Origin of the sequence: Treponema porcinum (assembly GCF_900167145.1) — a bacterium.
In the GTDB taxonomy this organism is placed as follows: Bacteria; Spirochaetota; Spirochaetia; order Treponematales; family Treponemataceae; genus Treponema_D; species Treponema_D porcinum.
The window spans coordinates 97,463-116,778 of the sequence record NZ_FUWG01000009.1 but is presented as its reverse complement, the minus strand read 5'-3'; the positions used below and the strand labels follow the sequence as shown (position 1 = coordinate 116,778).

The 19,316-nt window shown below is 42.9% G+C and carries 24 protein-coding genes; 19 read left to right on the top strand and 5 right to left on the bottom strand.

Annotated features, from left to right (window positions below):
• The first annotated feature begins 75 nt into the window (after nt 1-75).
• The 5 genes from B5D55_RS07110 to B5D55_RS07090 are packed head-to-tail and all read left to right on the top strand — an operon-like array spanning nt 76 to nt 2,957.
• Complete coding sequence (locus tag B5D55_RS07110; protein ID WP_078933314.1) at nt 76-651, top strand: hypothetical protein; 576 nt, start codon at nt 76-78, stop codon at nt 649-651.
• Between the two features lie 15 nt (nt 652-666).
• Nucleotides 667-1,062: a hypothetical protein gene (locus tag B5D55_RS07105; protein WP_078933326.1), complete on the top strand. Its 396-nt coding sequence runs from the start codon at nt 667-669 to the stop codon at nt 1,060-1,062.
• An 18-nt stretch (nt 1,063-1,080) separates the two neighbouring features.
• A complete protein-coding gene (locus B5D55_RS07100; protein WP_078933313.1) occupies nt 1,081-1,485 on the top strand; it encodes a (deoxy)nucleoside triphosphate pyrophosphohydrolase in 405 nt (134 codons plus the stop codon).
• Nucleotides 1,482-1,826 (top strand): hypothetical protein, encoded by a 345-nt coding sequence (locus tag B5D55_RS07095; protein ID WP_078933312.1) that lies wholly within the window; start codon nt 1,482-1,484, stop codon nt 1,824-1,826. The genes B5D55_RS07100 and B5D55_RS07095 overlap by 4 nt, the downstream gene beginning before the upstream one ends.
• A 6-nt stretch (nt 1,827-1,832) precedes the next feature.
• Entirely contained in the window at nt 1,833-2,957 is a 1,125-nt protein-coding gene (locus B5D55_RS07090) for an N-acetylneuraminate synthase family protein (protein WP_078933311.1), read from the top strand.
• Here B5D55_RS07090 and B5D55_RS07085 read toward each other — a convergent pair.
• Nucleotides 2,934-3,734, bottom strand: a complete 801-nt coding sequence (locus B5D55_RS07085; RefSeq protein ID WP_078933310.1) for a type III pantothenate kinase — start codon at nt 3,732-3,734, stop codon at nt 2,934-2,936. The genes B5D55_RS07090 and B5D55_RS07085 overlap by 24 nt on opposite strands.
• Before the next feature lie 166 nt (nt 3,735-3,900).
• Here B5D55_RS07085 and hisS point away from each other — a divergent pair, with 166 nt between their 5' ends.
• A complete protein-coding gene (gene hisS / locus B5D55_RS07080; RefSeq protein WP_078933309.1) occupies nt 3,901-5,151 on the top strand; it encodes a histidine--tRNA ligase in 1,251 nt (416 codons plus the stop codon).
• Nucleotides 5,152-5,234: 83 nt separating this feature from the next.
• Here hisS and B5D55_RS07075 read toward each other — a convergent pair whose 3' ends face one another.
• Both B5D55_RS07075 and B5D55_RS07070 read right to left on the bottom strand, forming a co-directional pair.
• Complete coding sequence (locus tag B5D55_RS07075; protein ID WP_078933308.1) at nt 5,235-5,483, bottom strand: hypothetical protein; 249 nt, start codon at nt 5,481-5,483, stop codon at nt 5,235-5,237.
• 65 nt (nt 5,484-5,548) lie between these two features.
• Complete coding sequence (locus tag B5D55_RS07070) at nt 5,549-6,073, bottom strand: hypothetical protein (protein WP_078933307.1); 525 nt, start codon at nt 6,071-6,073, stop codon at nt 5,549-5,551.
• A gap of 42 nt (nt 6,074-6,115) precedes the next feature.
• Between B5D55_RS07070 and B5D55_RS11460 the strand changes: the two genes are divergently transcribed.
• Entirely contained in the window at nt 6,116-6,532 is a 417-nt protein-coding gene (locus tag B5D55_RS11460) for a hypothetical protein (protein WP_143593255.1), read from the top strand.
• Nucleotides 6,533-6,607: 75 nt separating this feature from the next.
• Nucleotides 6,608-6,853, top strand: coding sequence for a hypothetical protein (locus B5D55_RS07055; RefSeq protein ID WP_078933304.1), 246 nt, complete (start codon nt 6,608-6,610; stop codon nt 6,851-6,853).
• On the opposite strand, the gene B5D55_RS07050 is transcribed toward B5D55_RS07055, so the two are convergent.
• Nucleotides 6,845-7,843 carry a class II fructose-bisphosphate aldolase gene (locus B5D55_RS07050; RefSeq protein WP_078933303.1) on the bottom strand — a complete coding sequence of 333 codons (999 nt, stop codon included), beginning with the start codon at nt 7,841-7,843 and terminating at the stop codon, nt 6,845-6,847. The two genes, B5D55_RS07055 and B5D55_RS07050, sit on opposite strands and share 9 nt — an antisense overlap.
• Before the next feature lie 200 nt (nt 7,844-8,043).
• On the opposite strand from B5D55_RS07050, the gene B5D55_RS07045 reads away from it, so the two are divergent.
• Together B5D55_RS07045 and B5D55_RS07040 are read left to right on the top strand one after the other, a co-directional pair.
• On the top strand, nt 8,044-8,778 hold the full coding sequence (locus B5D55_RS07045) for a flagellar filament outer layer protein FlaA (RefSeq protein WP_078933302.1): 735 nt from the start codon (nt 8,044-8,046) through the stop codon (nt 8,776-8,778).
• The gene (locus tag B5D55_RS07040; protein ID WP_078933301.1) at nt 8,778-9,500 is read left to right on the top strand and encodes a flagellar filament outer layer protein FlaA; all 723 of its coding nucleotides are present in this window, start codon (nt 8,778-8,780) and stop codon (nt 9,498-9,500) included. The genes B5D55_RS07045 and B5D55_RS07040 overlap by 1 nt, the downstream gene beginning before the upstream one ends.
• A gap of 79 nt (nt 9,501-9,579) precedes the next feature.
• Here the strand turns inward: B5D55_RS07040 and B5D55_RS07035 are convergent, their stop codons facing one another.
• Complete coding sequence (locus B5D55_RS07035) at nt 9,580-10,341, bottom strand: DUF8091 domain-containing protein (RefSeq protein ID WP_078933300.1); 762 nt, start codon at nt 10,339-10,341, stop codon at nt 9,580-9,582.
• A gap of 149 nt (nt 10,342-10,490) precedes the next feature.
• On the opposite strand from B5D55_RS07035, the gene mraZ reads away from it, so the two are divergent.
• The 9 genes from mraZ to B5D55_RS06990 are packed head-to-tail and all read left to right on the top strand — an operon-like array spanning nt 10,491 to nt 19,287.
• A complete protein-coding gene (mraZ, locus tag B5D55_RS07030; RefSeq protein ID WP_200805302.1) occupies nt 10,491-10,934 on the top strand; it encodes a division/cell wall cluster transcriptional repressor MraZ in 444 nt (147 codons plus the stop codon).
• Between the two features lie 36 nt (nt 10,935-10,970).
• Nucleotides 10,971-11,960 (top strand): 16S rRNA (cytosine(1402)-N(4))-methyltransferase RsmH, encoded by a 990-nt coding sequence (gene rsmH, locus B5D55_RS07025; protein ID WP_143593261.1) that lies wholly within the window; start codon nt 10,971-10,973, stop codon nt 11,958-11,960.
• Nucleotides 11,960-12,262 (top strand): FtsB family cell division protein, encoded by a 303-nt coding sequence (locus B5D55_RS07020; RefSeq protein ID WP_078933297.1) that lies wholly within the window; start codon nt 11,960-11,962, stop codon nt 12,260-12,262. The genes rsmH and B5D55_RS07020 overlap by 1 nt, the downstream gene beginning before the upstream one ends.
• Complete coding sequence (locus B5D55_RS07015; RefSeq protein WP_078933296.1) at nt 12,259-13,728, top strand: UDP-N-acetylmuramoyl-tripeptide--D-alanyl-D-alanine ligase; 1,470 nt, start codon at nt 12,259-12,261, stop codon at nt 13,726-13,728. Before B5D55_RS07020 ends, B5D55_RS07015 begins: the two co-directional genes overlap by 4 nt.
• A gap of 1 nt (nt 13,729) precedes the next feature.
• Nucleotides 13,730-14,929, top strand: coding sequence for an FtsW/RodA/SpoVE family cell cycle protein (locus B5D55_RS07010; protein ID WP_078933295.1), 1,200 nt, complete (start codon nt 13,730-13,732; stop codon nt 14,927-14,929).
• A complete protein-coding gene (locus B5D55_RS07005) occupies nt 14,922-15,770 on the top strand; it encodes a cell division protein FtsQ/DivIB (protein WP_078933294.1) in 849 nt (282 codons plus the stop codon). The genes B5D55_RS07010 and B5D55_RS07005 overlap by 8 nt, the downstream gene beginning before the upstream one ends.
• A 35-nt stretch (nt 15,771-15,805) precedes the next feature.
• Entirely contained in the window at nt 15,806-17,047 is a 1,242-nt protein-coding gene (gene ftsA / locus B5D55_RS07000) for a cell division protein FtsA (protein WP_078933293.1), read from the top strand.
• A 23-nt stretch (nt 17,048-17,070) separates the two neighbouring features.
• On the top strand, nt 17,071-18,369 hold the full coding sequence (gene ftsZ, locus B5D55_RS06995; RefSeq protein ID WP_078933292.1) for a cell division protein FtsZ: 1,299 nt from the start codon (nt 17,071-17,073) through the stop codon (nt 18,367-18,369).
• A 36-nt stretch (nt 18,370-18,405) separates the two neighbouring features.
• The gene (locus B5D55_RS06990) at nt 18,406-19,287 is read left to right on the top strand and encodes a tyrosine recombinase (protein ID WP_078933291.1); all 882 of its coding nucleotides are present in this window, start codon (nt 18,406-18,408) and stop codon (nt 19,285-19,287) included.
• Nucleotides 19,288-19,316 lie beyond the last annotated feature (29 nt).

Genomic DNA, 19,316 nt, shown 5'->3' with positions numbered 1-19,316 from the left:
TACATTCAAGGTTAACACTGAAAAATCTTCAGGTAGGATTTTTCAGTGTTTCCTTAGAGGTGAGGAAGGCAGCGTATGGATTTTGACAAAATTGACGAAGGTCATCCTGACTATAAACCCGGTGAAGAGCCGTTTCACTTTTTTTATAACAGGGAAGAACGTATTGCCCGCGCACCGCATATTGTTCAGGAATATTATGCAGGACGCGGTCCGCGCCCGGTAAAGGGACTTTTCAGAAATCTTGTTTCTACAAAGGGAAACAGATTTATGCTTTCTTCGATTGTCGTGTTTGCCGCGTTTCTGTGGATATTCAGTTTTTTTTCCGGCAGGAATGCTTCTAAGATTGCCGGAACTTCTGCCTCTCTTTCTGCCTTTTCCTATGAAGAAAGCGTTTATACAACCCTTCGCTTTGACGGTCTGGAAGAAAAATCTTCCGGCGGTGAAAATGTCATTCAGATTCCGCTTTCCGTTGTTTTTTCGGCAGTTGAGTCTTCCGGGGCAGAATGTGACCGTGCAGAGGTGAGTGCGCTTTACGAAGGCAAGGAATTATTTGTAAGGACAAAATTTACTGATTATGATATAATCAAAATACGGTGTGAAGTTACTGCTGCCGTAGAAACAAAAACGTTTGAGGCCGTTGTTGCCCGATAGAAAATGGGAGAAATTATGCTGCAATTTTATTTTCTGTCAGTTATGCTGAATCTTTTGATTGGAATTATGCTTGTATTTAATAAGGAAGATTCTGCCGTAGAAAAACTGCTTGATACGGAGGACAAGCTTTTTCAGCTTGTTGTGGGTATTCTTTCTGTGTTTGTTGCGCTTATAAAATTACTTTCGCCTGTAAAAGGCGTTCCGTTTTTCGGAGATTTCCTGCCTGCGCTTATTGGTTTTGCCGGCGGTGCCTGTCTTCTTGTACATTATTTTTACGGAAAATCGACGGCAGAAGTTCAGCCGCCTGAACTTATAAACCAGATTTTTATTGAAAACCAGCGGTACATCGGGATTGCGTGTCTTGCTTGTGCCGTAATTCATTTTATTTGCCCTGCCGTTCTATTTCTGTAGAAAAAAGGAGAGTCTTATATGAATGTTTCCATTGCGTGTATTGTGTATCAGAACGGAAAAATCCTTGTTGCCCGCAGAAATCCCACAGGTGACATGGGAGACCGCTGGGAATTTCCCGGCGGCAAGCAGGAAGCCGGAGAAACGGACGAGACGGCAATAATCCGTGAAATGAATGAAGAATTTGGAGTGACTGCCAATGCAGGCGAAAAAATTGCTTCTTCTGAATTTGAACATCGCGGAAAAATGTCCGTGCTGAATGCGTATCTTGTTCAGTTTGACCATAACGGAATTGAAAAGCCGTATGTCCTTACTGAACATACAGAATACAAATGGGTTCTGCCAGAGGAAATCCCGAACCTTAATTTTGTTGATTCCGATTTAAAGATTTATCCTGCGGTTCTGGAGTATCTTAAAAGAAAATGAAAAAAATATCGTTCTTTGCGGCACTCCTTTTGTGTCTGTGCAGTTTTTCGTGTAAAAAAAACAGGGGTATTCCTCTTGATGAGTCCGAGCCGCTTGCCCTTGCACCAGATGTTTCCTGGGCAGTTGTCATTGATCCGTATGCGGCATTCAGGAAAAACTGCGATTGGTCTGCGGAAGTGACCGGACATTGCAGGAAGGCTGATGTCCTTCTTGTTGAAGGCAAACAGATTTCTCCGGACGGCATCTGGTATCGTTTTACGGACGGGTGGCTTCCTGACAGTTCCGTTTATGTTTATGCGAACAGGCTTCGCGCCCAGAATGTTGCGGACGGTCTTAAGTAGGGCAGAATGGCGTTTATCATTGCAGAAATAGGAACAAGCCACGAAGGCTCATTGGAAAAGGCAAAGCAGCTTGTTGACTGTGCCGTTGATGCCGGCTGTGATGCCGTAAAATTTCAGTGGGTGTATGCATCTGAAATCCTCCACCCTGAAACAGGTTTTGTTCAGCTGCCGGCAGGGCGCATTCCTCTTTTTGAACGTTTCCGCCAGCTTGAATGCAGTCCGTCTTTTTATGAGGAAATGCTCCGCTATGCACATTCTAAAGGAGTTCAGTTTGTATGTTCTCCGTTCGGACTAAAAAGCCTTGACGAGCTTCTTCAAATTCATCCTGATTATGTAAAAATTGCTTCTCCTGAATTGAACCATTATCCGCTTTTAAATCGCCTTTCTGAATTCCGCGCCCGGCAGGCTGAGTCAAATGAAACGCCTGTGCCTGTCATCGTATCAAGCGGCGTTTCGACACTTTCTGATATTGAGAAAGCACTTGAAATTCTTGGAACGGAAGGCGTTTCACTCTTGCACTGTATTACAAGCTATCCTGCACCGGAAGCAGAATATAATCTGCGTCTTATTGAAAATTTAAGCCGCATTTTTGGTGTGTCTGCCGGTGTGAGTGACCACAGTCTTGATCCGGTTCTTGTGCCGGTGCTTTCTGTACTTTGCAGAGGAACGGTTGTTGAAAAACACATTACGCTTAGCCGTAAAACTTCCGGGCTGGACGACCCGGTTGCACTTGAGGGCGAACAGTTTGCGCTTATGGTGCATTGCGTCCGCCAGTGCGAAGCGGCTTTAAATCATTACGGAGCGGAAGAGGGAAGGAAGCGCGTAATTTCGCAGCTGGAAGAGTCATACGGTGCAGGGAAAATCAGTGCGGTGCTTGGAGACGGTATAAAGCGCCTTGCAGATTCAGAAAAAGATAACTACGGGCGGACAAACCGTTCGCTTCATTTTATGAGGAGTATGCGCGCAGGAGAAACCGTGCAGGGCGCAGATGTAGGCGTTCTGCGGACGGAAAAGACGCTTTCTGTTGGTGCAGGACCTGAGTTTTTGGAGATGGTAATTGGTTCTGTACTTGCGCGTGACGTTAAGAACGGAGACGGCATTCGGCTGTCAGATTTTATGCGCCGCGTATAGGCACGCTTTTACCATACCGAGAATTGTAAGGTCTTTGTCTACGCAGTCAAAAATCTTTGTTATCGGCTGAAGCATACTGTTCAGTCCGCCTGTTGCAATGACTTTTATGCTTTCTGTATCTGCGCCTGTTTCTTTGTGAAGGTCATCCTTCATCTGTGCTATCATTGATTCAACAAGCCCCTTGTAGCCAAGAACGATTCCTGCCTGTATTGACCAGATTGTGTTTTTTCCCAATGTTGACGGCGGAACTTCAAGCGGAACAGACGGAAGCTGCGCCGTATTGCTGAACAAAGATTTTAGCGCAGTTCCAAGACCCGGCGTAATTGCAATTCCTGCAATGTTTCCGTTCTGGTCTATGGCTGTAAACGAAAGCGCCGTACCAAAGTCAACTGTTATCGCCGGTTTTTTGTAGCGGCACCACGCTTCAAGTGCATCGCACAGTAAGTCCGTTCCTATTTCGTGAACTGCGCTCTGCGGAACTGTCACGGGAAGAGTTCCGTACATATCAGGTCCGATTACAAGAGGCTTTTTTCCGGTAAAATGCTGAGAAACAAGAACGAACGCACCGATGAGCGGCGGAACGACGGAACTTAGGACTGTATGTTCTATAGAAGAAAAATCAATTTCAGCCTCTTTGAAAAGCGGCTTTAAAATAGAAAAATATTCATCGCCGGTGCGTTTTGCATCCGTGCTTATTCTCCATTGATGCAAAACCTTTTCATTTTCAACAAGCGCAGTCTTTATGTTCGTATTTCCAATATCAAAAACTAATATCATAGCCGTTCCTCTATAATCGCAGTGATTTATTTTAACAAGGATATTCCGCTTTTTCAATGCAGACCTCTAATGGTCAAACTTCATAATGACCGGATGTTTTTTGCTGACATTGTAACTGCCGTCTTTTTTTGCTAGAATAAAGTATAAAAACAGACAGGAAATAGAAATGAAAATAAATGCCTTGAAAGGAATGCGTGACATTCTTCCTGCTGAACAGCGCATACGCGATTATGTACAGCGGAAAATTCTTGAAACATACCGTGCAAGCGGATTTGAGCGGATTTCAACGCCGATTCTTGAAGATTCTGAAAATCTTGACAAGTCTGACGGCGGCGACAATCTTAATCTTGTATTTAAAGTTTTGAAGCGCGGAGAAAAACTTGATGCGGCTCTTGCAGAAAAGTCCGGTGAGCCGGTTTCTGCTGCGGAACTTTCAGATATGGGACTTCGTTATGATTTAACTTTGCCGCTGTCCCGTTTTTTTGCGGCAAACAGTAACTCCCTTCAGTTTCCGTTCAAAGTAATTCAGACAGACCGCGTATATCGTGCGGAACGTCCGCAGAAAGGGCGACTCCGTGAATTCGTTCAGTGTGACATTGACATTTTGGGTGATTCAAGCTGCAATGCAGAAGTTGAACTTATCGACGTAACGGCCCGCGCTATGTTGAATATCGGTTTTTCTGACTTTACAATCAACGTAAACGACCGCCGAATTCTGCGCAATATGCTTCAGACAATGGGATTTGCGCCGGAAACGCTTGATTCTGTCTGCATAACGTTTGACAAGCTTGATAAAATCGGTGCTTCCGGAATTGAAGCGGAACTCAGGGAAAAGCAGTTCCCGGAAAATGCCGTTTCTTCGCTTGTATCGTTTATTTCTTCTGGAAAGCAGATTACACTTGATTCAGTTGTTGCAAACTGTTCGGATTCTTCCGTTGCTGATGATTTAAAATACGTTATTTCTACTGCGCAGGCAGTAAGCGGCGGTGCGTATAAAGTCGAATATTCTCCTAATCTTGTGCGCGGTCAGGGGTATTATACAGGAATGGTTTTTGAAATTGCATCATCGGCATTCAGCGGTGCTGTAGGCGGCGGCGGAAGATACGACAATATGATTGGAAAATTTATCGGACAGGATGTTCCTGCCGTTGGGTTCAGCATCGGTTTTGAGCGGATTTGCGGCATTCTTCTTGAGCAGGGATTTCAAATTCCTGACGAAAAGGAAAAATGTGCGTTCCTTTACGGTGATGAAACTCCATTCCCAGAAGTTCTTTCGTATGCAGAAAAACTTCGCAAAGATTATGCAGTAAGCGTAATCCGGAAGGCAAAAAAGCCGGGACCTCAGTTTGCAATGCTTGAGCAGCAGGGATACACAAAATTTGCCCGAATAACTGACGGTCAGCTGACTGTAAAATAGAATAAATGAAAAAATCAGCATACTCGCCGCAAGCAGCGAGGTATGCTGATTAAAGAGCGTTAAAAAAATTGCGAAAGCAATTTTTAGCTCATCCTGCCTGTTTTCTGTTCAAGGAAATAGCCGTACAAAAGGTTGTGTTCTATGGAGTATTCCATAGCCTCATTTACGGCATCTTCCTTTGTCATTCCGGCAGCAACGTTTCCCTTTATGCGGCTTACATACACCGCATAGTCACGCAGGGGCGGACACTGTTCAAGAAGCTTAAGGCTGTGCCCCTTGCTTATGTTTACGACGGTCGCCGTCCATTCGAACCTGCCTGACGTATCCGGCACTTCAAACGAGTCGGACAGCTTCAGTTCCTTTACGTCGTCAAGTTCCGTACTGCCTGTGTATATTACTATAAACTGAGGCGTGGAATTTTCAATAGCGCGGAGGAATAAATGTCTTTCCGCTGTTTCGATATGTATTTCTGATATAGTTGGGAAAAATACATCAAACCTCTTAGCGGCATGTTGGGATTGTATGACGACTGCTGTTCATACAAATTCAGCTGCGAGTCAATCAGAAACGAGATGTCGTTTTTCATAATTACGTAGATTATGCCTTCAATCGTGTTGATTTCGATTGCGGACGGGTCGGTGTAGGAAGAACCGTTAAGTGCATTGTAGAGCGTCAGGAGCCAGTCCTTGTGTTCTTCACGCCCGAAAATAGCCTTGAAAAGCCTGTCCTGGTACTGGCGATTGAACGAATCTGTGGCGGAGTATGGTATTTGGCTATGTTGAGCTGCCTTGCAGTCCAAAACTGTTGTATCTTGTTGCGATCCCGGCTGTTCTTTTGTCTTTGCATCCGCAGCTGGTATGCCTTGCTTTTCATTTTCCTGTCCGTTCTCTTTTTTGCATTTGTTTGTGTCAACGTTCAGCATTTCTTACCTCATTTTGCCTTATACCTTTTAATCGCATTTATTTTGAAAAAAAAAAGGCAAAATTTGCAGGTAAAAAATTATTTTTCCCAATTTTTTCTGAAAAAAACAAAAATCTTACTGAAAAGCACAAAAATTTTGCAAAAAATTTTTCGCCTAAAGGGGATCCCCTTTAGGCGCTTGACTCAAGCGCCTAAAAAACTTTTGGCTTTACCTGCACTTTCAAAAATGAAAAAAAAAGAATACCAGAGAATTGGTATTGATGAAAATGACATTAAAAAGTTTGTAAAAATATTTTCAAAGAAAAAAGATATTGGATGTATTATTGCACTTTCAGTTATAGCAGCTGTTGTCTTAGGTATTTTGATTTTTCTTGTTTCAAATTTTGGCTTTAAAATTGGTTTTTTAATTTTCATTCTACTACCTGTTATTCTTTGGTTGTGGGAGGAGTTTTTTGGATAAAATCTGACTGCACAGAGGGTGGGGATTACAGTTTGCGTTGCAAACTTTTTACAAAATTTTTAAAGGATGTTATTTATGAATAGAAAATCAATAAAATTTTTAATTCTTTTAGGACTTGCAGTTTTTTCATTCAGTTTAATTGGCTGTGAAAAAAATCATGAAAAAATTTTAAAGAAATTATTGAAAGAAAAACAGGAAGACAGATGTCTTGAATTGATTGAAGCATTAGAAGATGAGTTAGATAAGCGAAATAAGGTTAAATACAGAAGGCTTGCGACTGCAAGCCTTCTGTTCGTCTGCAAAGATTTCAGACTAGTCTAATGCGTGTCCGGCAGAGCCTAATACATCAATATTTTTGTGCATGTACATTTTCTTAAGTTCTTCGCGTGCAGGGCCAAGGTATTCGCGCGGGTCGAATTTGTCCGGGTTTTCTGCAAAGAATCTGCGGATTGCGGCAGTCATTGCAAGGCGTCCGTCAGAGTCAATGTTGATTTTGCATACTGCTGATTTTGCAGCCTTACGCAGCTGCTCTTCCGGAATTCCTACTGAGTCCGGGATTTTTCCGCCGAACTGTTCGATGATGCGTACGTATTCCATCGGAACTGATGATGAACCGTGAAGAACGATAGGGAAGCCCGGAAGCTCTTTTTCGATTGCTTCAAGAACGTCGAATGCAAGTGGCGGCGGAACAAGAACTCCGTCTGCTGTGCGTGTACACTGTTCCGGTGTAAACTTGCAGCGGCCGTGAGAAGTTCCGATTGAAATTGCAAGTGAGTCGCAGCCTGTTTTTGAAGTGAAGTCTACTACTTCTTCCGGTTTTGTATATTTTGATTCTTCGGCAGCAACGTCATCTTCAACGCCGCCAAGAACGCCAAGTTCAGCTTCAACAGTTACGTCGTGTGCATGAGCGTATTCTACTACTTTTTTTGTAACTGCTACGTTCTCGTCATAAGGAAGGGCGGAACCGTCAATCATTACTGAAGAGAAACCGTTGTCGATACAGTCTTTTGCTACTTCAAAAGACGGACCGTGGTCAAGGTGAAGTACGATAGGGATTTTGCAGCCGAGTTCTTCTGCGTATTCTACAGCACCGCGTGCCATGTTGCGAAGAATGTATTTGTCCGCATAAGCACGTGCGCCTTTTGAAACCTGAAGGATTACCGGTGATTTTGTTTCAACGCAAGCCTGAATGATAGCCTGCATCTGTTCCATATTGTTGAAATTGTATGCAGGAATTGCATATCCGCCTTTCATAGCCTTTGCAAACATATCTTTTGTGTTTACAAGACCAAGTTCTTTGTAACTAACCATATTATTAGACTCCTGTAAGTTTGAGTTGTAAATATATAGTATGTTAAACATCATTTTTATTCAAGGTTTTCATAGAAAACAATTTGACAAAGAATAATTCTCTACATATAATCTAAAGTACTATTACTTTTTGATATTTATTCCGATAATATGAAAGATATTCTGTTTTCGGAATGTAATATTTACTGAAGGAGTTTTACATGAAAAAGGTCTTTAAAGTCCTTGTAAACTTTGCTCTTCTTTTTGCACTTTGTATTCCGGCATTCAGCCAGCCAAGTTCAAAAAGCGTAGAGACATTTGTTATTGATAATTTTGATACGGAGCCTGACTGGAAATGGACTGTAAATGCAAGCCGTTTTATTGCTGAAGGCTATCCGAAGTACGGCTATTTTACGGGTATTCCGAATTCCCTCAAGCCGTTCCAGAAAGCAGATGTTGAACCTAAGGTATTCGGCGTAAAGACTGCGTATAATCGGAAGGGCGACAATTGGTTTGAGATTATTCCGATGCAGGGAGACAGCGTTTATGAGTATCCGTTTATTGGTACTGTAGATCATCTTGATTTCTGGGTGTGGGGTGCAAATTACCTTTATTACCTTGAGATTATGGTTCGCGATGCAAACGGACGCGTTCACGTACTTCCTGCCGGAAACCTTGCGTTTAACGGCTGGAAAAACGTTGTCGTAAAGATTCCGGGCTGGATTCCGCAGCATTCAAAGCTTCGTTCTGGTCCGCAGTCAATGACTTTGGTCGGATTCCGTGTTCGTACAGACGGTGCTGAATATGTTGATGATTTTGTTATTTATTTTGATAACTTGAAGTATATGTCTAATTCTCTTTCTTTCATTTATGACGGATATGAACTTCACGATGCTGATTTTAGTGATGCTGAATCAGGTAGTTCTGGCTCAGAATCAACTTCGGAGGCTAAATAATGAAAAAGGTACTTTTTGCAGTTCTTGCTGCATCTGTTTTTACATTCGCTGTGTCTGCACAGAACAGCCTTGTTGATGAACCGAATCCTGAAACTATAGGTAATGAATCTGCTATGCAGGCACTTCATGAAATTTCTCTTGACAAGTTTGAAAGGGAAGGTTCATGGAATGTTCATATCTCGCCTGATTACGGTGTTATTACAAGCCGTCTTTTTGAAGGCAGTCCTGCAATGAAAGATCCTTTGAAAGAGGATGAAGGTAAGGAAAATGAAGATACACAGGTTCTTGGTGTAAAAGTTGAATTCTTCAAGCGCGGTATTAATTCTTTTTATATTACATCACAGCGTCCTATTCCTATTGAGGGTGTTACAAAGACTGTTTCTGTATGGGTATGCGGACGCAATATGGGGCATGAACTTTATCTGCTTGTAGAGGATTATTTTGGTCGTAATTACGAACTGTATATGGGATCTCTCGGTTTCAGCGGCTGGAAAAAACTTACTGCTGTAGTTCCTCCTAGTCCGGATGGAGAACACGGAATCGTTCAGCACAGTGCATATTATGGAGATAAACCGGGACTTAGAATTATCGGTTTCCGTGTGGATTGTGATCCGATGCTTTCTCGCGGTGCTTACTATATGTATCTTGATGACCTTCGTTGTGTAACTGACCTGTATGATATGCAGAATCACGATGAAGATGATATGGCTGACAACTGGTAATTCCGGTTTGTAGCTGAAAAAAGGGAATTGCTTTTACGGTAATTCCCTTTTTTTTAAGCTGTTTTTTCAGTTTTTGTAATTAGTAAAATTTTCCGTATGCTTCAGGCTGTATGAAATTATCGTTGATTTTGTACAGCCTGCTTTTTTCCTGAAGTCCGGTATGTTCTATAAGCTTCATTCTTACAAGTACCCAGATAACAAGATGTGCGTATGTACTTGCACTGGAAGGCAGGTCTTTTTGACGGCGTAGTTCTTCTGCAAGTGATTTTGCAGTAAAATTCGGGAGGATTGATTTTGGAATGAGTTTCAGGTAATCACTTGCGTTTGAAAATGAAACTGTTTTTATTATTTCCTGAAGTTCGTTGTCTGTTTTTAGCCAGTTTTTTTTGAAACGCCTTCTTCCGTTTTTGGACTGAACGTCGGTGTCCGTGCGCATTCGCTTTTCTGTTATCGTTACAAGCAGGACTTCAAGCGAAAAATGTTCGTCCAGTAATACCGGATGCAGTCCTGTCAGTTCCCTGAACAGCGAGTAAATGCTTTCTTTTTTCGGACTTTTACGCTTAGCAATTATTTTGCCTTCGGTGTCCGTAAGCGTAATTGTTTTTTGTACTGCAAGCGGATGAACGACTGTTATCTTTTTTCCGCGTTTTATCGTTTTTTTTATTTTTGGGAGAAGTTTTGAAAGGTTTTTCGTCTGTATTTCTATGGCGTTTCCATCTGCGTCAAGAATGTCGTATATGTAGCCGTCCTTTTTTACTTCTGTCTGAAAGCCGTTTTCTGAGGCGTATAGCGTTTTTAAAGTCTTGTGCAGGGAACTTTCATTGTACGTGTTTATGTCCATATTTAGTGTACCTATACAGGTATGTGCAAAATTGAAATTCAGACGATTCTTTTTTTTATTTTCGGCTTTTTTATCTGTTGACTTTAGAATTTTTTAGTATAAAATGATGTTTAAGTGGGAATTAGTGGTAAATTGTGGTAGGTAGTGGTTTGAATTTGTTGACTGGTGAATACAGGAACACGCTGGACGAAAAGGGAAGAATTTTGTTTCCGACAAAACTTCGTACCGGTATGGCAGACAATGTTCTTGTTGTAACTCAGGCATTTGACCGCTGTCTCTGGCTTTTTACTCCTGAGGAATGGGAAAATATATCTTCAAAGCTGATGGAAAACGCATCGCCGTTTAACGAAAAAAACCGTCTTGTACTGCGAAGGTTTATTGCACCTGCTCAGGAAATCGAATTTGATAAGTCCGGTCGTCTTTCTATCCCACAGAGCCTGCGCGAGTATGCTTCTTTGTCTAAAGATTGCGTCATTCTTGGGGTTAATAAATATATGGAACTCTGGGATGCGGAATCATACAAAGCATATTTAACTGAAAGTGAAGATTCTTTCCGCTCTGCTGCGGAAGAACTGAACGCAATCAGTTTCTAAGTTTTAGATGCGCACATAAAATGCAGGGAAATGAAAGTGGAGATTATTCATACACCGGTGCTTTTGCAGCCGTGCCTTCAGCTGCTCAGTCCTGAGGGCGAACCATTTGAAAAAAATCCGTGGATGGTTGATTCTACCCTTGGCGAGGGCGGTCATTCAAATGCATTCCTGTCTCATTTTCCTTCGCTTTCTGTTATTGGTATTGATGCAGATTCTGTTATTCAGGAGCGCGCCAGAGAGAGGCTTGCACCGTTTGGAAACAGAATGCATTTTTATAACGGCTGGTTCAATGATTTTTATGAATCATATCCGGCTGAATATCCGAAACCCGATCTGATTTTATTCGATCTGGGGATTTCGGTTTTTCATTACGAACGGTCAGGGCGCGGGTTTTCTTTCCGCTACGATGAAGTTCTTGATATGCGTCTGAATCCTTCTTCCGGGATGGACTCGGCGGCAGATATTGTGAACAATTATCGGGAAGAAGAACTCGCAAATCTGATTTATTTGTACGGTGAAGAAAAGCTGAGCCGGCGGATTGCTTCTGCTATTGTAAAGGTGCGCAGCGGAGGACGAATTGAATCTTCAAAAGTGCTTGCAGATATTATTTTTAATGCAGTTCCGGGAAATTACCGGTACGGTCCGATTCATCCTGCAACCCGAACTTTTCAGGCGCTTCGAATTGCAGTGAACGGCGAATTGCGTCATATTCCGCCGGCGTTGCACAATGCGTTCAATATTTTAAATCCTGGCGGAAAGCTGGGAGTCATAACGTTCCATTCGCTTGAAGACAGGATTGTAAAGAATTATTTTCGTAATCTTGGAAAATCCTGTGTCTGTCCGCCGGAAGTTGCGCAGTGCAGGTGCGGCGGGCAGCCGTGTGCGGAAATTCTGACGCGTAAACCTGTTGCGCCGTCTGCGGAGGAAGTCAGTATGAATTCTCCGTCACGCAGTGCAAAATTACGCGTTGTGCGTAAATTGCGCAATGCAACAGATTATCACTTATTCGGAGTGGAGGGTTATTGATGAAATCAAGTAAAAAAGAGATTGTGTCTGCCGTTGCCGGCTGCCTGATTGCAGTTTTGATTCCGCTGCTTTTGATTGCATACGGATTTCAGGCGAAACGGTACGCGGATCTTTCCAGGGAAATAACGGCTCTCGAAAAAAAACAGGAAGAGCTGATAGAACAGAATAAAAAACTGGTGAGCGATATCAGCCTGCTTTCCAGTACTGACAGAATTGAAAAAATAGCGACGGATGAACTTGGAATGCACAAGGCAGAAACAGAAGATATTGTCCGCGTGGAAATGAACGGGGCAGGAAAATGAAAGAAAGTGATGTTTCGGGCGAAAGCCTGCTGAGTGCGGATGAATTGATTTCTGCGACTGGCGGAAAATATATAGGGTCTGCGGAAAATAAAAATCTCTTTTGCTTTACGTCTGTTGCTACGGACAGCAGAAACGTTATTTGCAGAACAATGTTCGTTCCTCTTATTGGAGAAAATCAGGATGGTCATTTATATTGTCCGCAGGCTGTGGAAAACGGTGCGCGCATTCTTCTGATTGCACTGTCTGAGTACGAAAAAAACGGCGGCTTTTACGATAAGCTTGTGGCAGATAACGCAGAAATTTCTGTTGTTGCAGTAAAAAATACCTTGAAAGCGCTACAGGATGCTGCCGCCGCATACGTTGCAAAATTCCCGACTCTTGTAAAAATTGCGGTTACAGGTTCAAGTGGAAAGACTACTTCAAAGGAAATGATTGTTTCTGTCCTGCGGCAGAAATACAGCGTTGTATATACGCAGGGGAATTTTAATTCAGAAACGGGACTTCCGCTTTCCGTGTTCAATATACGGAAAAATCACGAAATCGGCGTTTTTGAAATGGGAATGAACCGCAAGAACGAAATCAAGGAAATTTCCGGTGTTTTAAAGGCAAATTTTGCGCTCATTACGAATATCGGTACGGCGCATATTGGAATTTTGGGAAGCCGTCAGAATATTGCGGAAGAAAAACGCCACGCATTCGATTACATTACGGAAAACGGCGCGGCTTTTATTCCTGCCATTGATGAATTTGCCGGCTATCTTGCAGAAAATGTAAAGGGTGATGTAATTCAGTTCGGAAGTCTTGTTCCTCCGGAAACAAGCGGCATTCGTTATGTGCGTGACTGCGGAATTGGCGGAACTGATTTTTCCGTAGACGGCGTTGAAATTCATCTTGGGCTGCCGGGCGTTTATAATTATGCTAATGCGCTTGGTGCAGTTGCTGTTGGAAAACGTCTTGGAGTTTCTGCGGAATTCATAAAAAAAGGACTGGAATCCCTTTCTCCGATTGCAGGACGTATGGAAACGGAAAAACTTACGCTGAAAAACGGGCGGAATATTACGCTGATTAAGGACTGTTACAATGCAAATCCTGATTCAATGCGGAATGTGCTTGCCTTCTGCAAGTCTTTGAGCGGCGGACGGCTTCTGTATGTGCTTGGCGATATGCTGGAACTTGGCGAAAAATCTGCCGAATCACACGAGGCTATCGGATGCATTGTTGCATCTGATAAACCTGCGCTTGCTGTTTTTGTCGGAGCGGAAATGGAATATGCCTATAAAAAGGCGTGCGTGCGCGGTTTTATCGATGCCGTTTACAGTAAAAAATCTGATGAAAATGCAATTTCTTATATTGCTTCTGTCATTATTGATAAGGCTGTGGAAAATGATGTACTTCTGATTAAGGCAAGCCGCGGTATTGCGCTGGAACGGCTTATCCCTGAACTGACGGGAGAAAAAGGAAAGTAGTATGGATACGTACCATTTTTTTGCTGACCGTTCGGTGGAGCAGCATCATAAAAGCGATTTTACATTTGTTTTCACGGTAATTCTTCTGCTCGGACTTGGACTGTTTACGCAGTATTTTTGCACGCAGAATTATGCGTACCGTCTGTTCCACGACTCGTTCTATTTTGTAAAGCGCCAGTTGATTTGTGTTGCTGTAGGCATATTCGGATTTTTGCTTATATCAAGCATAAAAATGTCCGCCATCAGGAAAATTCTTCCGGGAATTTTCGCAGTAACGTTCATTCTGTGCCTTCTTACGTTTGTTCCTGCTTTTTCTGTTGAAAAAAACGGCGCGCGCAGATGGCTTCGTATGCCTTTTTCATTTACGCTTCAGTCGTCTGAAGTGGTGAAATTTACGATTGTTATTTTTCTTGCAAACCTTTTTGACAAGCAGCTTTCAATTGAAAATAAGGACGAACGTTCCGTACTGCCGTGCGTAGTTGTACTTATTTTATTTGCAGGAATAATTCTTTTGCAGAAAGACTTGTCGACGGCACTTTTTATTTTTTGCGTCTGTTTTTCAATGTTTCTTGCCGCCGGTCTTAACATAAGATGGGCGTTTGCCATAGGAGTGCTTGCCGTTCCTGCTTTGTTCCTGTTCATTACAAGCGAGCCGTATCGTCTTGACCGTATTATTGCGTTTCTTAGTCCGGAAGTCGGCGAGCACACTATAAATTATCAGAGCATTGCGGCAAAGCGTGCAATAAGCGCCGGCGGTTTCTGGGGTTCTGGAATCGGTACCGGGCTTGTGCAGAGCAGCCGCATTCCAGAAGTTCAGGCTGACTATATTTTCGCCGGATGGGCAGAAGCTATGGGCTTCGGCGGAGTTTTGGGATATTTTTTCCTTCTCGGCGTATTTGCCTGGCGCGGCTATCGTATTTCGCTTGTGTGTGAAGACAGGTTTGCCTCGTTCGGAACGTTCGGCTTTGTAACGATGATTGCCGCGCAGTCTGTCTTGAACTGCGCCGTCGTATGCGGAGCCGTTCCGTCTACAGGAATTCCGCTGCCGTTTTTTTCGCTCGGCGGTTCTTCAATAATCGTAACGCTTTGTATGTGCGGCTTTATAGTTAATGCTTCGCGGTGCGATTCCGAAAATATTGATATACGTGAAGATGATTTTGTAGAAGTCTGTGATATAGATGGAGTTAGTATATATGAGTGATTTGAGTATCAGATTTGATGAATTAGAGGATGAAGGATTTTTTCTTTCCCCTGATTCAAAAAGCAAGCAGAAAGAAAAAGAAAAGAATGATTCGTTCTCCAAAGCCGTAAAAATTATTTTTATAATTCTGTCGGTCTGCGTTTTCCTTGAATTTTTGTTCTACAAATTCATTATTCCGAGCATTGAAGCACCTGTTGTTTCTGTAACAGGGCAGGATTCGTATGCGGCAGAAGAGATTGTCGAATTTTTAAGACCGATGAATGCGCAAAACTGGTTTGATTTCAATGTTGAACAGGCAGTTTCCATTCTTGCGTCTGTAAGCGGAATAGACTCTGTTTCTGTAAAAAAGACGTTTCCGAATAAAATCTATATTCATATCGAGGAACGGGAACCTGTTGCACTCACATTCCTTACTGTGAATGACAGAAGCGTTGCCGTTCAGATTGATAAAAATGGCGTATTGTTCCAAGAAAAAGGTGACGGAGCCGGAACATCAGCTGATATTCCGATTCTTTCAGGGCTTCCTGTTGAACATATGTCAGAAGGAATGCGTATTCCGTCTAAATATCGCGCGCTTATCGAGCAGATTGCAGACATTCGCAGAAAGCCGCAGAAATATTTTGCTGCCGTTTCTGAAATCTGTGTCGTTCCGAAAGAATATGGAAACTACGAACTTGTACTTATTCCTGCAAAGTCAAAAATTCGTGTTCTTACTGATAGAACATTGAACGAAGATTCATTAAAATATATGATGGTTGTACTTGATGTTGTCAACTCAATGGAACCGAATGTGTCAGAAATTGATTTGCGCTACGGTTCGGTTTCGTATAGAAAAAAATAACATTCAAAGAGAATAGTACGGGTGGAAAGCATTAAATGGTAGTTGGACTTGACATAGGAACAAGTTATATCCGCGTAGCAATCGGTGATTACGATGAAAACGGAAAATTCAGAATACTTGGTACTTCCTGCGAGAAATCCATGGGGCTTCGGAACGGAAACATCGTTAATATTGAAGCTGCATCAAATGCAATAAGAAATGCTATTGACAATGCGGAGCAGAATGCCGGAGTAGATATTGTTTCCTGCTATGTTTCTGTGGGCGGAGATCAGATTGAGGGAGAGAATGCTACCGGTAAAGTTGCAGTGTCACCGAAAGGAAAATCTCAGAGAGAGGTTTCAAAAGATGATATTGAGCGCGTAATTGAAAGCGCTACCGCCGTTCAGATTGCTATGGACAGGGAGCGGCTTCACGTTATAACTCAGGACTATATTGTAGACGGAATTTCTGGAATAAAAGATCCGATGCACCGGCTGGGTGTATGCCTTGAAGCAGCCGTTCATATTATAACTGCATCGCGCACGACAATCCAAAACATTCGTTCCTGCATAAACCGTGCCGGCTATATGATGAACGGCGTTATGCTCAAAACGCTTGCCGCTCAAAAAGCTGTTGCCACAGAGGACGAAAAGGAACTCGGCTCTATTATTGTTGATATGGGTGCTGGAACGACAGACATTCTTGTTCTTGTGCACGATGCGCCGGTGTATACAGCTTCCATTCCTGTCGGCGGTAATATGGTTACAAATGATATCGCCATAGTAAAAGGCATTCCTGTTGCGGAAGCTGAGCGCATAAAGATTGAATACGGCTGCTGCTGGATGGAAAATATAAGTCCTGATGCAACGCTTATTATAAACGGAATAGGCGGACGCCCTCCTGAAGAAATAACGCAGGCGGAATTGTGTGACATTATTATGCCTCGTATGGAAGAAATTTTTACGATGGTGCTGAATAAGATTATTGAAAAAACAAACCTTACGCAGCTTTCAGGAAATATTATTCTGACCGGTGCAGGTGCCAGAATGGACGGCATCATAGAACTTGTGCAGAATGTGTTTGGAACTTCTGCTGTCCGCATAGGACTTCCTGAGCGGCTCGGAGGCATTGAAGAAAACTATGAAGGTCCTGAATGGGCTACGGCTATAGGACTCGTCCTTGCCTGCAAGGATGACGTTAAGCATCACGATTTGAAAAAAAACAGAAAACATCTTTCTTCTGAAAAAGAGGGGAAAGGCGGAAATATTGTAAAACGATTTTTGAAATCATTGTTCTAAGGTGAGGGGCTGGGAGGAAACTGATGAATTTTGAAGTGCTGAATAACGAAGGGTCTGATTTGAATGCTGTAAGTCCGACTGTAATCAAGGTTGTCGGCTGTGGCGGAGGCGGTTCTAATGCGGTTAACCGTATGATTGAGGCGGATATAAAAAATGTTGATTTTATTGCATTGAATACTGATTTACAGGCTCTGAATAAATCAAATGCAAAAAGCCGTCTTGCTATCGGACAGAAAATTACGCAAGGGCTTGGTGCAGGAGGAGATCCTCTTATAGGTGAAAAAGCTGCGGAAGAAGATAAGGATGCAATCAGCAATATTCTTAAAGGTGCAAATATGGTATTCGTGACTGCCGGAATGGGCGGAGGAACAGGTACTGGTTCTGCACCTGTAGTTGCAAAAATTGCCCGTGAAATCGGTGCATTGACGGTAGGTATTGTAACTACGCCTTTTCCGTGGGAAGGTCCGCAGCGTATGAAACTTGCGCTTGACGGTATCCAGCGCCTGCGCGAGGCTGTAGATTCTGTTATTGTAATTCCGAATGCAAAAATTGTTGATGTGTTCGGTCAGGGAATGTCATTTAAGGAACAGCTCCGTGCCGCTGATGATATGCTCCGCCAGAGTATAGAAGGTATGTCCATGATAATTACTCAGCATGGAACGCCTAATATTGACTTTGCTGATGTCCGTGCCGCGATGAAGGGGCAGGGAACTGCCATTTTTGGAATAGGAACTGCCAGCGGTGAAAACCGTGCTGTTGATGCTGCTACAAAAGCAATAAATAATCCTCTGCTTGAAGATACGCGCATTGACGGAGCAAAGCATTTTCTTATTAATGTATGTGCAAGCAGCGATTTTACTCTGAACGAACTTACTGAAATTTCGAATATCGTATGTGCGTCGGCAAGTCCTGCATTCGACTTAAAGCCGGGTGTCGTTACTGACGATTCAATGGGTGATACAATCAGCGTTACCGTAATTGCAACGGGATTTGGTTCTGAAAATGAAACTTGCGAAAAAGAACCGGCTGAACAGGTTTCTGCTGAAGAAATCAATCCTGTAAAAGAAGATGATAACGTGTTCTCGGACGAGGAGTATTCAAAGCTTCTTTCAGGAAAAACGCAGGTTCAGAACGAACTGTTTTCTACTGCGGATACAGTTCAGGCAGAACCTGATGTTCCTGTAAAAGACTACGGTTCGTTTAAAAAGGCAGATGCGAATTCCGGTTACCGTTCTTCTGTATCTGTTGATGTTAATGATTTGAATACGCCGGCTTGTCTTAGAAAAAATCTTTCAAGAACAATAAATTTTGACAGAAAGTAGGTTTTAAAAACGGCTGAGCATAATACTGAACAGAAAATTCAGTCTTTTCTCCAGGGATTTTATACGGATTTGCTTCTGGTGGAACGGCGTTCTGCACAGACAGCCTCAACTTACAAGCTTGTGGTTGAAACGTTCCTTCACTGGTGCGTTGAAAACCGTATAAAACTTTCTGCCGTAACGATACAAAATCTTATTTATTTTTTGGCGTGGAGAAGAACGAATAACTGTTCGCCATTGACAATAGCAAAAGATATTTCCGCATTGCGCGCTTTCGGGTCATATCTGGTACGACAGAAGATTTGGAAAGAAAATCTTGTGTTTATGCTTGACCGCCCAAAAGCATCGCGTTCGCTTCCAAAAGTGCTTTCCGTAGAGCAGGTGGAAACGCTTTTGAGCGTGGTAGATACGTCTACTCCCATCGGAAAACGCGACGCAGCTCTTTTTGAAATGATTTATTCCTGCGGACTTCGCATAAGCGAGGCGTGCACTCTGCTTATAGACAATCTTCATTTGAACGAACAGCTTGTTATGGTCTGCGGAAAAGGCGACAAGGAGCGGATTGTTCCGTTTGGCGAAGCAGCAAAGAAAAAACTTGAAGCGTATCTTGATGATGGACGGCCTGATCTGGTGGGAAGAAAAGTTGTCCGCGAAGTTTTTGTAAACTACAAGGGTGATCCTATTTCACGGAAGGGCGTGTGGAAGCGCTTTCAGGAACTGGAGGCACTTTCCGGCGTTACGTCCAAGGTGCATACTCTCCGTCATTCGTTTGCAACTCATCTTCTTGCCGGCGGTGCGGACTTGCGTTCGGTGCAGGAACTGCTTGGTCATTCTGATCTTGCCACTACGCAGATTTATACGCATGTTGACGACAATCAACTTTCCGCTTATCATAAAAAGTACTTTCCGGGACATGAATGACGTTTTTGTCGCTTTTTTCCGTGGAATAG

Coding starts and splice junctions, on each gene's coding strand:
- B5D55_RS07005 (WP_078933294.1), top strand. CDS start 14,922: ATGAGTGATTTGAGTATCAGATTTGATGAATTAGAGGATGAAGGATTT.
- B5D55_RS07095 (WP_078933312.1), top strand. CDS start 1,482: ATGAAAAAAATATCGTTCTTTGCGGCACTCCTTTTGTGTCTGTGCAGT.
- B5D55_RS07100 (WP_078933313.1), top strand. CDS start 1,081: ATGAATGTTTCCATTGCGTGTATTGTGTATCAGAACGGAAAAATCCTT.
- B5D55_RS07070 (WP_078933307.1), bottom strand. CDS start 6,073: ATGCTGAACGTTGACACAAACAAATGCAAAAAAGAGAACGGACAGGAA.
- hisS (WP_078933309.1), top strand. CDS start 3,901: ATGAAAATAAATGCCTTGAAAGGAATGCGTGACATTCTTCCTGCTGAA.
- B5D55_RS07010 (WP_078933295.1), top strand. CDS start 13,730: ATGGATACGTACCATTTTTTTGCTGACCGTTCGGTGGAGCAGCATCAT.
- B5D55_RS07015 (WP_078933296.1), top strand. CDS start 12,259: ATGAAAGAAAGTGATGTTTCGGGCGAAAGCCTGCTGAGTGCGGATGAA.
- B5D55_RS07090 (WP_078933311.1), top strand. CDS start 1,833: ATGGCGTTTATCATTGCAGAAATAGGAACAAGCCACGAAGGCTCATTG.
- ftsA (WP_078933293.1), top strand. CDS start 15,806: ATGGTAGTTGGACTTGACATAGGAACAAGTTATATCCGCGTAGCAATC.
- B5D55_RS07020 (WP_078933297.1), top strand. CDS start 11,960: ATGAAATCAAGTAAAAAAGAGATTGTGTCTGCCGTTGCCGGCTGCCTG.
- B5D55_RS07040 (WP_078933301.1), top strand. CDS start 8,778: ATGAAAAAGGTACTTTTTGCAGTTCTTGCTGCATCTGTTTTTACATTC.
- B5D55_RS07055 (WP_078933304.1), top strand. CDS start 6,608: ATGAATAGAAAATCAATAAAATTTTTAATTCTTTTAGGACTTGCAGTT.
- B5D55_RS07050 (WP_078933303.1), bottom strand. CDS start 7,843: ATGGTTAGTTACAAAGAACTTGGTCTTGTAAACACAAAAGATATGTTT.
- B5D55_RS07045 (WP_078933302.1), top strand. CDS start 8,044: ATGAAAAAGGTCTTTAAAGTCCTTGTAAACTTTGCTCTTCTTTTTGCA.
- B5D55_RS07105 (WP_078933326.1), top strand. CDS start 667: ATGCTGCAATTTTATTTTCTGTCAGTTATGCTGAATCTTTTGATTGGA.
- B5D55_RS07110 (WP_078933314.1), top strand. CDS start 76: ATGGATTTTGACAAAATTGACGAAGGTCATCCTGACTATAAACCCGGT.
- ftsZ (WP_078933292.1), top strand. CDS start 17,071: ATGAATTTTGAAGTGCTGAATAACGAAGGGTCTGATTTGAATGCTGTA.
- B5D55_RS07035 (WP_078933300.1), bottom strand. CDS start 10,341: ATGGACATAAACACGTACAATGAAAGTTCCCTGCACAAGACTTTAAAA.
- B5D55_RS07085 (WP_078933310.1), bottom strand. CDS start 3,734: ATGATATTAGTTTTTGATATTGGAAATACGAACATAAAGACTGCGCTT.